The 12,190-nt window shown below is 72.7% G+C and carries 8 protein-coding genes; 3 read left to right on the forward strand and 5 right to left on the reverse strand.

Annotated features, from left to right (window positions below; translation table 11 throughout):
* The first annotated feature begins 358 nt into the window (after nucleotides 1–358).
* Nucleotides 359–2,161, forward strand: a complete 1,803-nt coding sequence (locus tag AC5P1B_RS19735) for a glycoside hydrolase family 15 protein (RefSeq protein ID WP_493888644.1) — start codon at nucleotides 359–361, stop codon at nucleotides 2,159–2,161.
* 322 nt (nucleotides 2,162–2,483) lie between these two features.
* The gene (locus AC5P1B_RS19740) at nucleotides 2,484–4,331 is read left to right on the forward strand and encodes a PucR family transcriptional regulator (protein WP_493888611.1); all 1,848 of its coding nucleotides are present in this window, start codon (nucleotides 2,484–2,486) and stop codon (nucleotides 4,329–4,331) included.
* Between the two features lie 69 nt (nucleotides 4,332–4,400).
* Here the strand turns inward: AC5P1B_RS19740 and AC5P1B_RS19745 are convergent, their stop codons facing one another.
* From AC5P1B_RS19745 to AC5P1B_RS19765, 5 genes are all read right to left on the reverse strand, one after another.
* A complete protein-coding gene (locus tag AC5P1B_RS19745) occupies nucleotides 4,401–5,591 on the reverse strand; it encodes a glycoside hydrolase family 64 protein (RefSeq protein ID WP_493888612.1) in 1,191 nt (396 codons plus the stop codon).
* Nucleotides 5,588–6,616 (reverse strand): glycoside hydrolase family 16 protein, encoded by a 1,029-nt coding sequence (locus AC5P1B_RS19750; RefSeq protein WP_493888613.1) that lies wholly within the window; start codon nucleotides 6,614–6,616, stop codon nucleotides 5,588–5,590. The genes AC5P1B_RS19745 and AC5P1B_RS19750 overlap by 4 nt, the downstream gene beginning before the upstream one ends.
* A gap of 278 nt (nucleotides 6,617–6,894) precedes the next feature.
* On the reverse strand, nucleotides 6,895–8,022 hold the full coding sequence (locus tag AC5P1B_RS19755; protein ID WP_493888614.1) for a glycosyltransferase family 4 protein: 1,128 nt from the start codon (nucleotides 8,020–8,022) through the stop codon (nucleotides 6,895–6,897).
* Nucleotides 8,023–8,662: 640 nt separating this feature from the next.
* Nucleotides 8,663–10,429 (reverse strand): DNA repair protein RecN, encoded by a 1,767-nt coding sequence (recN, locus tag AC5P1B_RS19760; RefSeq protein ID WP_493888615.1) that lies wholly within the window; start codon nucleotides 10,427–10,429, stop codon nucleotides 8,663–8,665.
* Nucleotides 10,430–10,939: 510 nt separating this feature from the next.
* Nucleotides 10,940–11,422, reverse strand: a complete 483-nt coding sequence (locus tag AC5P1B_RS19765; RefSeq protein WP_493888616.1) for an SRPBCC family protein — start codon at nucleotides 11,420–11,422, stop codon at nucleotides 10,940–10,942.
* A 57-nt stretch (nucleotides 11,423–11,479) separates the two neighbouring features.
* On the opposite strand from AC5P1B_RS19765, the gene AC5P1B_RS19770 reads away from it, so the two are divergent.
* Complete coding sequence (locus AC5P1B_RS19770) at nucleotides 11,480–12,094, forward strand: TetR/AcrR family transcriptional regulator (protein ID WP_493888617.1); 615 nt, start codon at nucleotides 11,480–11,482, stop codon at nucleotides 12,092–12,094.
* Nucleotides 12,095–12,190 lie beyond the last annotated feature (96 nt).

Genomic DNA, 12,190 nt, shown 5'->3' on the forward strand with positions numbered 1-12,190 from the left:
GGGCTACCAGGGTATCAGCGCCCTGAGGCGGTCGCGCCCGGCGACGCGTGCCGGACTCCACGCGGGCGCCACCGGCTGGCGACTCGCTCACCACATGTCACACATCACACGCATCCCGTACACACACCGCCCGCACACCAGCCCCTCGGCCACCCGATCGGCGCAGCCACCATGTGGGACTCTTCGCGCGGAACCCCGTGTCGCGTCGTATCCTGCTCGGACGCATGCTGCGAGCCGACTGGTGTGGCACCTAAAAAAACCCCGCTTGCCTCCGGACCACGCGCTCGTCCAAGATCCGAAACCGCAAGACCGCAAGAGCGCCCCGCGGGGCGAGGTGGCCGTTCGAATGGGGATGCACGTGGCCGGGCGCATCGAAGATTACGCACTCATTGGCGATATGCAGACTGCCGCCTTGATCAACAGGGATGGCACCGCCGACTGGCTATGTCTGCCGCGCTTTGACTCCCATGCCGTCTTCGCGGGACTGCTGGGCACCGACGAGAACGGCTTCTGGCGGCTGGGTCCCGCGTATCCTGCGGACGCCTCGGCGCCGGTCGCCGACCGGCGCCGCTACCGGGGCGACTCGCTCGTGCTGGAGTCCGAGTGGGACACGGAGCGCGGCACGGTGCGGGTCATCGACTTCATGCCGCCACGTGACGGCGCGCCGCAGCTGATCCGGATCGTGGAGGGCGTGAGCGGGCGCGTCCGCATGCGCTCGGCACTGCGGATGCGCTTCTCGTACGGCTGGGTGGTGCCGTGGGTGCACAAGGTGGACAGCCGGACCGTGGCCGTCGCCGGTCCCGACTCCGTGTGGCACGACACCAGCGCCGACACGTACGGCAAGGACCTCACCACGTACTCGGACTTCACCGTCTCGCCCGGTGAGCGCATCGCCTTCGCCATCAGCTGGCAGCCCTCGCACAAGGAACCGCCCGCGCTCCCGGAGCCGGAGGCCGCGCTGGTGGCCACCGAGGACTTCTGGCGGGAGTGGGTGGAGACCTGCACGTACCACGGGCCCTACCGGGACGCCGTGGTCCGCTCGCTGATCACCCTCAAGGCGCTCACCTACGCGCCGACCGGCGGCATCGTCGCCGCCCCGACGACCTCGCTTCCCGAGGAGATCGGCGGCGTCCGGAACTGGGACTACCGGTTCACGTGGCTGCGGGACGCGGCGATCACTCTGTCGTCGCTGCTGCGCACCGGCTACCGGGAAGAAGCCCGGGCGTGGCGCGAGTGGCTGCTGCGCGCGGTCGCCGGTGACCCGGAGAACCTCCAGATCATGTACGGCATCGCGGGCGAACGCGAGCTGGGCGAGGCCGAGTTGCCGTGGCTCTCGGGATACGAGGGCTCACAGCCGGTGCGCGTCGGCAACGGCGCGGCAGGGCAGCTCCAGCTCGACGTCTACGGCGAGGTCACCGAGGCTCTGCACCTGGCGCACATGACGGGCCTGGCCCGCAACGACTACGCGAGCGTGCTCCAGCTGAAGCTGATCGGCTACCTCGAAGGCCACTGGAACGAGCCCGACGAGGGCATTTGGGAGGTCCGCGGCCCGCGCCGCCACTTCGTGCACTCGAAGGTGATGGCCTGGGTCGCGGTGGACCGCACGGTCAAGCTCATCGAGTCCGGCGACGTGGACGGGCCGCTGGAACGGTGGCGCGAACTGCGCGACGAGATCCACCGGGACGTCTGCGACAAGGGGTACGACAAGGAGCGCAACACCTTCACCCAGTCCTACGGTTCCCAGGAACTGGACGCCTCGCTGCTGCTCATCCCCCAGATGGGCTTCCTCCCGCCGGACGACAAGCGGGTCATCGGCACCATCGAGGCCATCCAGCGCGAGCTGGGCACCGAGGACGGGTTCGTGATGCGCTACCCGACCTCAAGCGGCGACGAGAACGTGGATGGCCTGCCGGGCGACGAGGGCGCCTTCCTGGCGTGCTCGTTCTGGCTCGCCGACGACCTGGCGATGATCGGCCGGGTGGACGAGGCCCGCAGGCTCTTCGAACGCCTCCTGGCCCTCCGCAACGACCTGGGCCTCCTCGCCGAGGAGTGGGACCCCCGCCTGCAACGCCAGGTAGGCAACTTCCCCCAGGCGTTCAGCCACGTCCCCCTGATCGACACGGCCCTCCGCCTGACAGCCTCGGGGGCATACGGCGGCTGAACCACGAAACAAGCCCGTCCGGCGCTTGAGGACGACACGGCCGGAGGCCATGCAACCACGGGTGGCCGGGCGCCACATGCAAGCCCGTCCGTCCACATCCAAGCCCGTCCGGCGCTTGACAACACAGGAACCACAGGCCGCACAACCACCAGCGGCCCGGCACCAAAACAAGCCCGTCCGGCGCTTGAGGACACAGGCAACCGCAAGCCGCACAACCACCAGCGGCCCGGCACCAAAACAAGCCCGTCCGGCGCTTGAGGACAACACGGCCGGAGGCCGTGCAGCCGCCAGCGACCCGCACGCAGAGGTACCGTTCGCCCTCATGAAACGCAGCGCGGACAACGCCCCTGACCAGACGGCCAGGGGCGGGGCCGGCGACCCGCCGAGCGACCTGCCCGCCACCCCGGCCGAAGACGACACCGGGGCGGGCGCCGAGACGGGCGCCGGGGCGAGTGCCGGGCCCGGGCCCGAAGAGGGCGCCGGGACCATCACCGTGGCGCAGGCCCTCGAACTGCCCGCACTACGCCGCGGCCTCCCAGAAATCCTCACCGCCCCCACCGCCCTGGACCGCCCCGTGCGATGGGTCCACGCGGGCGAGGCACCGAACATCGCCTCCCTCCTCAAGGGCGGCGAGCTCCTGCTGACCACCGGCATCGGCCTCGGCTCCCGCCCCGCCGAGCAGCGCGCCTTCGTCCGCAAGCTCGCCGAGCGGGGCATCGCCGCGCTGGTGGTGGAGCTGGGCGCCCGGTTCGCGGCCCTGCCCGCCGCCGTGGTGGACACCGCGCGCTCGCACGGGCTGCCGCTGGTCCAACTGCACCGTGAGGTGCCGTTCGTGGCGGTCACCGAGGAGATCCACACCGAGATCGTCAACGCGCACTACGCCCTGCTGCGGCGCGCCGAAGACGTGCACCGCCGGTGCACGGAGGTGCTGCTGCGCGGCGGCGGAGTCCCGGAGATCCTGCGGCTGTTCGCCGCCTTCGCGGGCAACCCGGCGTTCCTGGAGACGGCCGACGGCCAGTTGCTGTACGCCGCCGGGCACGCCGGTCAGCCCGGCCTCGCCGACCCGCTCCAGGTGTGGGACGGGCTGCGGGCCCGGCGCGCCACCCCCGCCGGGACCCCGCGCGAGCGGCCGGGCCCGCCAGAACCGCCCGCCGGCAGCGTGCTGGTGGACGTGCCTGGTGGCGGGCCGGGGCCTGGCGCCGTGCGGGCCCGGCTCACGGTGCTGCCGGTGGCCGGGCCGCTCGCCCCGGTGCACCGGATCGCCGCCGAGCGCACCGCTGACCTGCTGGCGGTGGTCCTGCTCCAGGCGCGGCAGGAGGAGGAGCTGGCGGCCAGGGGCCGGGGCGACTTCCTCACCGACCTCGCTGAACAGCGGATCTCCGCCGCGGACGCCCCGGCCCAGGCCCGGGTGCTCGGCTTCAAGCCCGGTGCGGGGCCACTGCTGCCGCTGGTGATGGCGCTGTCCACCGAGCTGGCGCCGCTGAACGGCGTGGACGGCTGGGCCTCGCTGGCCAGCGCGCTCCAGGAGGAGCTGGCCACGGTGGGAGCGCCCGCCCTGCTGGGCATGCGCCTCCCGGAGGGGCGGGTCCCGCTGCTGGTGGGACTGCGCGGGCCGGAGGACCGCGGTGCGGTCGCGGAGCGTGTCGCCGGTGCGTTGCGCGGCGCGGTGGAGCGGGCGTGGCCGGCGCGGGCGCCGGGGCTCGGGCCCGGGAGCGCGCAGCCGGGGCCGCCCGTGGTGGTCGCCGGGGTGGCGGGCGACTGGGCGTCGGTGGGCGGCGAACTGCGGCACGCGGCGGCAGCGGCGAGTGCCGCACGCGGCCTTCCCGACCGGCCATGGCATGACGTACGACGGCTGGAAGTCGACCTGTTGCTGTGGCGACTGCGGGAGCACGGCGACCTGGCGGCCTTTGTCGACAGGGCGATCGGGCCACTGCTCGCCCATGACCGTACGGCCAGGCCCCCGCTGCTGCCGACGCTTCAGACGTACATCGAGCACGCGGGCCGCAAGGCGGAGACCGCGCGCGAGCTGCACGTCAACCGGCAGACCCTCTACGACCGGCTCGCCCGCCTCGCGCGGCTGCTCGGCAGCGACCTGGAGGACCCGCAGACCGTCCTCGCGCTCAGCCTCGCCCTCCAGGCCCGCCGCCATGTGCGCGAGGGCGGCGCGTAGCGTACGCAGTCGCACGGCCAGACGGCCAGACGGCCAGAACGACGACAGGTCGGAACAACGACGGCAGGGTCAGAACGGAGTCAGGGTCAACGTGATCCGCTGCGGCGCCCCGTCCTCGATGTATGAGGCGAAACCGGCCACATCGTCGAACGCGAAGCCGTAGGCCCTGCCGTCCACCGTCGCCTCGTGCATCGCGCGCGCGTAGTGGTGCGTGACGCCGGCCCGGTAGAAGGCGGCCGGGTCCGTGGTCGGCTGGGTGGCCGTGTCATGCAGCGTCGTACGGTTGAACGCAGCGCCGAGGATGGCGGCCACCGGCCCCGTCGTACCGTCGTTGGGAGCGGCCAGCGCCCCGTCGCAGAACAGCACGTCCTTGGTCGACGGCTTGCCGAAGGAGACGCTCGCGGGCCCCGTGAAGCCCAGCCTGCCGCCGCTGACGCGGCCGGTGAAGGTCCCGGCGTTCGTGGTGACCTTGAGGTCCTTCGACGCGTAGGCGGACCACACCTCGTCGATGTAGCGGGCGAAGTAGTCGCCGGGGAACAGCCCCGCGCCCAGGCCGTGGCCCGGGGCGATGACCCGCTTGTCGGCGATGACCAGCGGAGCGAACGCCTCCGTCGCGGCCAGGTCGGCGAAGACCTTGTTCCTGGCTCCGCCGCGCAGCGTGCCGGTCGTCTGGTTCTTGGCGCCGGTGAGGTGAAGGGACATGGGGACGCTGAACATGTCGACCATGGTGGTGTTGCAGTACATCCCGCCCGAGTTGAACGTGAACTCGGCGCAGTCGTGCAGCACGGGGTAGTTGGGGTCGCCTGGCACCCAGCCCGCCGGGTACTGGAGCGCGGGTTGCCCCGCCCCGTCGGTGACCGCCTTGAACCTGAGCTTGTCGCCCAGTGCGGCGTAGATCCGGCCTGACATGTTCGGCAGCGTCAGCGTGGTGTCGCCGCCCGCCGCGAGCGGGATCGCGTAGTCCGTCCAGCCGTCCGGGCCGTTGTCGGACAGCGCGATGGGCGCCAGGGTGCCGTCCGGGGTGACCCGGACCTGCCGTCCGCCCGCGTTGCCGACGATGTAGAGCCATATCGATGTGTTGGCGAACTGCCCTGTCCTGTTGACGACCGTGAGCGGTATCGTCGCCGCTTTGACCCGGGCGCCATCGCGAGGACGCGGCTGTACGGCACCGGCCCTGCCACCTCCGGGAGCGAGCCCTGACCCGGCAGCGACGGCGGTCGCGGCGAGCCCGCCGAGCAGTTTCCTGCGCGCGATCGTCACTTGGTTCCCTCGCTCTGCTGAACGGACACGTGGTCCACGATCATCGGCACATCCGGCCTGGTCGCCGCTGTCGGCGTCGCGTGCCCGGCGACGCCGTTCGGGAAGGCGCCGCCCATGGCCAGGTTGAGCAGCACGAAGTGGCCGTGATGGGTGGCGTTCGCCCACGTCGCGGCGTCCATCTGGCCGGAGTTGACGGAGTGGTACCGCTGGCCGTCGACGTACCAGTGCAAGTGCTCGGTGGAACCGGTGCGGTCCAGCTCCAGGGCGTAGGTGTGGAAGCCGGACTGGCAGCTGCTGCCGGGGCACGGTGTCGACGCGCCGATGCCGGTCGTCTCACGGCACGGGCCGCCCGGGTTGACGCCGCAATGGAGCACGCCCCATACGGAGTTGATGCCGTTGACGTTCTCCATGATGTCGAACTCGCCGATGCCCGGCCAGTTCCAGTAGTTGCCCCGGTAGTCGGCGCCGAGGGTCCAGAACGCGGGCCAGTAACCGAGCGCCGCTTCCCCGGATATGTTCGGCATCTGAATGCGGGCCTCGATACGCAGCCTGCCGCCCGCCGGTGCGGCGAAGTCGGTGCGCCTCGTCTCGACGCGCCCGGAGGTCCACTGTCCCGAGCCGTCCTTACGTGGCGTGATGCGCAGCTTCCCGGCGCCGTCCAGCGCGAGGTTCTCGGGCCTGTCGGTGTACGTCTGGACCTCGCCGGTGCCCCAGTTGGCGGGGCCACCTGGGTACTGCGTGCCGGTGTCGATGATCCAGTCGGCAGCCGAAGGCGGCGAGCCCGCTGCCCCGTCGAAGTTCTCTCGCCATACCTCGGCGAGCGGTGCCTCGCGGTCGGCGGCGGACGCGCCAGTGGACACCGTGGACGCGGTGGCCGAGGCGGCAGCGGGCCCGCCCGGGAGCGCGGAGGGGGCGAGGGTGCCGCCGCGCGGCTGGTCTGCCTGCGCGGTCGGGGGAGTGAGCACGCAGGCGGCGACCAGCCCGGCGGCGGCCGTCAGCAGGACGGGCTTTCTTTTCATGGGCATGACATCTACTCCTCGGCGGAGTGGGGGGAGAGAGCCTGATGAGGAGGTGCGGGAAAGCATGGCGAACGACGACGAGACGGTCCACGAGAGACCCACGGAACGCCCGCGGGAGACTCACGGAGGGCTCACGGAAGGTCCGCGGAAGGATCACCGTCCACGGTTCCGGTTCACGGTTCCGACGCACAGTGCCGCTGACCGACAGGCCGTGAGAGCGCTCTCACACTTTCTGTAAGCACCTTGCCCATCGGGCGCCGTGCCCGTCAACCCCTTGAACGCACTCAGGTCTGGGCCAACTCGTCGTACACGCTGAGGACATGGGCGACCGTGTCGTCCTCCGTCGGCCAGCCGGCGGCCTGCGCCTGGCCCGCGGCGGCCAGCCGGGCCCGCCGTTCGGGGTCGGCGAGCAGTCCGAGGACCGCGTCCGCCAAAGCCACCGAGTCGCCGTAGGGGACGAGTTCGGCCGCGTCGCCGACCAACTCAGGAATGCCCCCGACCGCCGTCGCCACCAGCGGCACCCCGGCGTGCAGGGCCTCCTGCGCCAGCAGCGAGCGGGCCTCCCAGCGGCTGGGGAGCACCGCCACGTCCGCCGCGGCGAGCAGCTCGGTCACATCGTCGCGACGGCCGAGCAGTTGCACGGGCAGCCCTTCTACCTCGATGCGCCGCTGCAACCCGGCGCGCCCCGGCCCCTCCCCCGCGACCGCGAGCAGGGGCGACGGGTCGAGCGTCCGCCAGGCCCATGTCGCGTCCAGCAGCACCCCGTACCCCTGAGCCCGCTCAAGCCGCCCCACCGAGAACAGCAACGGCCGGTCCACGGAGCCGAGTTCCGCTCGCGCCTTGTGTTGCCGCCGGTCCTCCTCCTGTGGCGCCGGGGCCGGTGCGGGCACGGCGACCGCCGCGAGCCTGGCATCGCGCGCGCCCCGTCGCCTGGCCTGGGCGACCAGGTCGGAGGAGGCGCCGAGCATGATGCGTGCGGCCCGCGCCACCCGCCGCTCCATCAGCCGCAGCAGGGGCGCCCGGACGCCCTCGGCGTGCGCCTTCGTATGCCAGGTGACCACCAGCGGGACCTGTCGGCCGCGCAGCGCGAGCGACGCCAGCAGAGCGGCCCGGGTACCGTGCGCGTGGACCAGTGCGGCGTCGGCGCAGGCCGCCCGTAGCGCCACGACGCGGGCCGGGTCCGCGCGCGTGGCCAGCGGGACGAACTCGGCCCCGGCCGCCGTGAACCCGTAGGACCGCTCGGCGCTCCGTGGCGCGCACACGCTGACCCGCAGCCCTCGCGCGACAAGACCAGCGGCGAGCGACCTGACGTGCACGCCGCTGCCGGAGGCACCGCCGCCGAGTACCTGCACCGCGTGCAGTGGGGCCTGCCCCAGCGTGGATGCCGGGGGGCTGCTCACGGTACGGCTCACGCGGGCGATGCTCCTCGGTCGGCGGCGGGGGCGGTGCGGGGGGGGGGGGGGGACGTCGCATGGGGACAGTGCGACGGAGTCTGTGCAGGGGTGACGAGGCGGGCGCGGCGAGAGGCAAGCGCCTCGTCCAGCATGCCAGCCCCGGCGGACGCCATCGCACCACCGTCTCTGTCTTCCCGTGGACTCGCCCACCCGGTTTCCTCCGGATTCACCCACACGGGCGATACCGCACACGTCCACGCTCCCTGGGGGCGACGGACGCACGCGTGAACCCACCCGCTCACCGCCCGGCAGGCACGAAACCAGCCAGCTCGGTGCCGCGCCGTGCCGGGCCATGCCGTGCCGTGCTGTGCTGTGCTGTGCTGTGCCGCCAAGCTCGAAGCCAACCGGCGCGGTGCCCACCGGCTCGCCGCAGAAAGGCGAGAAACCCACCGGATCGGTGCCGGCCAGCCCGGTGCCGTGCCGACCAGCGCGCCAACAACCCGATCGCTGCCAGCCAACTCGGCGCCAGCCAGCTCAGTGCCGACCGACTCAGTGCCGACCGACTCAGCGCCAGCCGACTCAGCGCCGACAGGCTCAGTACCGCCTGGCTCAGTACCGACCGGCTCAGTACCGACCGGCTCGATGTCGGACCCGCTCGCTATCCGTTCGCGGGCCTGCGTATCGCGTCCGCTGACGCGCGCGCCGCCGCCCGCGCCGCCGAGAGCAGTTCCTCCGCGTGCGCGCGCGCCAGTTGCGAGTCCTCCTGGCCAGCGAGCATCCGGGACAGCTCCCGCACCCGGTCCTCACCCTTCATCACCTGCACGCCGCTGCGCGTCACCGACCCGTCGCTGGTCTTCTCGACCACCAGGTGCCGGTCGGCGAACGCCGCGACCTGCGGCAGGTGCGTGACCACCACGACCTGCGCCGACTCGGCGAGCCGCGCCAGTCGGCGCCCGACCTCGACGGCGGCCTTGCCACCGACACCGGCGTCCACCTCGTCGAAGAGGTACGTCGGTACGGGGTCGGAGCCCGCGAAGACCACCTCGACGGCGAGCATCACCCGGGACAGCTCGCCGCCGGAGGCGCCCTTGGCGATCGGCCTGGGCGGCGCGCCGGGATGCGGGGCCAGCAGCAGCTCCACCTCATCCGCGCCGTGCGGCCCGAAAGCGACCGCGCGCCCCGCGACGTCGATGCCGTCAGCGGGGTCCGCCACCTCCGTCTGCCGGATCTCGAACGTCACCCGGGCGTGCGGCATGGCCAGTTCCGCCAGCTCGGCGGTGACCGCGTCGGCGAACCGCTTCGCCGCGTCGGTCCTGGCCTCGCTCAGCTCCCCCGCCAGCGCGCCGAGTTCGGCGCGCAACGCGTCCCGGTCGGCCGTCAGCTCGCCGATCCGGTCGTCGTCGCCTTCGAGTTCGGTCAGCCGGGCCGCGCTCTCCTCCGCCCAGCGGAGCACTCCGGCGATGTCCTCGCCGTACTTCCTGGTGAGCTGTGTCAGGGTCGCCCGGCGCTCCTCGACAGCGGCGAGCCGCAGTGGGTCGGCGTCCAGGTTGTCGGCGTACCCGGCGAGTTCACCGGCCACATCGGACAGCAGGATGCCGATCTCGCCCAGCCGCTCGGCGAGCACGGCGAGGGCCGGGTCGTGGGCGCGTACGGCCTCCACGGCCCGGTGGGCGCCCGCGGCCAGCGTGGCCGCGTCCACGTCCTCGGGGTCCTCCGGGTTCCCGGCGAGCGCGGCGTGCGCCACGCTCGCGGCGGAGGCGAGTGCTTCCGCGTGGCCGAGCCGTTCCGATTCCGCGGCGAGTTCGACGTCCTCCCCCGGGCGCGGGTCAGCGGCGGCGATCTCGTCGAGGCCGAATCTCAGGTGGTCCGCCTCCTGGGCCCGTTCGCGGGCCCGCTCCGTCAGCTCCGTCAACTCGGCGGAGACGGCGCGCAGCCTGCGGTACGCGCTCGCGTACGCGTCGAGCGGAGCCGCCACGGCCCGCCCCGCGTACCGGTCCAGGGCCTGCCGCTGCCGGGCGGGCTTCAGCAGTCCCTGCTGGTCGGTCTGCCCGTGCACGGCCACCAGGTCGTCGGCCAGTTCCGCGAGCACGCCGACCGGCACCGAACGGCCGCCGACGTGGGCGCGTGAACGCCCTTCGGCGGAGATGGTGCGGCTGATCAGCAGCGTGCCGTCATCGAGTTCGGCCCCCGCGTCCTGGACCCGCTTGGCCACGGACGACCGCTCGGCGACCACGATGCGGCCCTCGACCACGGCGGCCTTGGAACCGATGCGTACGAGTGCGGCGTCGGCCCGGCCACCCAGCAGCAGGCCGAGGCTGGTGACCACCATCGTCTTACCGGCACCGGTCTCGCCGGTCACCGCGGTGAACCCGGGTGACAGCTCGACGACGGCATCGTCGATCACTCCGAGTGACTGTATCCGCATCTCCTCCAGATGCGGGCGCGCACCCGCTATGACCTGCGTCTTTTCCTCTCGGCGAGTGCTCACTAGCCCCTCTGGGGAGATTCTGGGGAGTCTTGGCCCGCACTCCCGCGCGCGTCGTTCTGTCCACCGGGAAGGGTAGCGAGCGCTCTGCGTCGCTTCTTTCCCGCCTCCGGCATGAGGTGAGCGTAGTGGCCGAACGCACTGGTCGGCGATGCGCGGCGGTAAGGACGGGGCCCCAGCGAGCAGAAGAGAACCCGGAGACGGGGCGCGGCCCGGCGGGGGCGGCGGCCCCCGGGAGGCCGAGCGGACCGGATGCGTGGCGTGACGTCGGCGTTCCGCGAGGGCGGCGTTCCGCGATGCGGCCCGCCTCATCGGTCCGGTCCGACGGCCCTGGTCCGACCACGCGGGATCAGGCTGGCCGGGCAGCACGACGCCCCCGAGGCCTGGCGGCGGACTCCCCTGCGGCCCGCCGCCTGCCTGACCCCGAGGGCGGCAGTCGTCCTGGTGGCGCTACGGGGTACAGCGGCGCAGCAGCCTCACGTACGGGCTCCAACGCGTCCGAGGACGCGGCCCCGACGTCATCGCGGCCTCGGCCAGGTCCAGGCTGTCCTCAAGGACCGCGTCGTGGAACCACCGGAAGGCCAGCGGCCAGGTGAGCCGGGCCGGGCCCCGGGCGCGCATCGCCAGCAGGTGCTGAAGTACCGCCCCGTCCGCGCCGTCCGGGCGCACCGTGTACTCGTGGAAGCCGTCGAAGCCGCGCGGCCCGGAGAACCGGAAGCGCACCCACCGGCCCGGCGCGTAGCCGATGACCGTGTACCGAACGGGCCCATGCCCTCCGGCCGCGCCGACCTCCAGCGGCTTGTCCAGTTTCATGGCCGGCCAGGCTCCGCCGGGCCACAACCGGTCATCGGGCCCCGCGAGCCCGTCGATGAGCTTGCCCACGTCCTCTGCCGAGGCGTCGATCCGCCGCTCATGCACGTTGTAGACGGCCATCAGTGACCTCCTTTTTAGAGACCTCTCTCTAAAAAAGTAGCCTATACCCTCAACGACATGGGTAGGCGACCAGTCCATGCGACCGACCGGCTCTTGGACTTCGCCGTGGAACTGGTGGCCGAGGGCGGACCGCAAGCGCTCACGATGGCCGCCCTCGCCCGCAAGGCGAGCGCCCCGAGCGGCTCCGTCTACCACCGCTTCCCCGACCGTCCCGCCCTCCTGGCAGCGCTCTGGCTGCGGACGGTCCACCGCTTCCAGGAGGGCTTCCTCAGCGCCGTCAGCGACGAGGAACCCCGCCGCGCGGCGGTCGCCTCGGCCCGGCACGTCATCACATGGAGCCGCGAGCACCCGGCCCAGACCCGCGTACTCCTGCACGGTCCCGTCGCTTTCGGCATCGCGGAGTGGACACCGCAGGCGCGCCAGGCCCTGACGGACGCCAACGAGGGGGTCGGAAAGCACCTGGAAGCCCTCGCGGCGCGGCTGTCCGCGCACGGCCTGACGACGGTGGACGCCGACCGGCTGTGGATCGCCGTCGTGGACCTGCCGTACGCGACCGTGCGCCGCTACCTCACGACCGGGCGGCAGACACTCCCGCCGGAGGCGGTGGACATGGTGGAGCAGGCCGTACGCGCCCTGCTCGGCATCCCGCTGCCGGGCCAGGCCCAGCCGTAGCGCGGCGGATCACCCACGCCCACACCAAGGGCGTCGCGCCGCTCACCCGCCCGTCCGCACGCCCAGTCCGCAACCACTCCCGCGACCCGCCACCAG

The organism is Streptomyces sp. A01, from assembly GCF_059026195.1.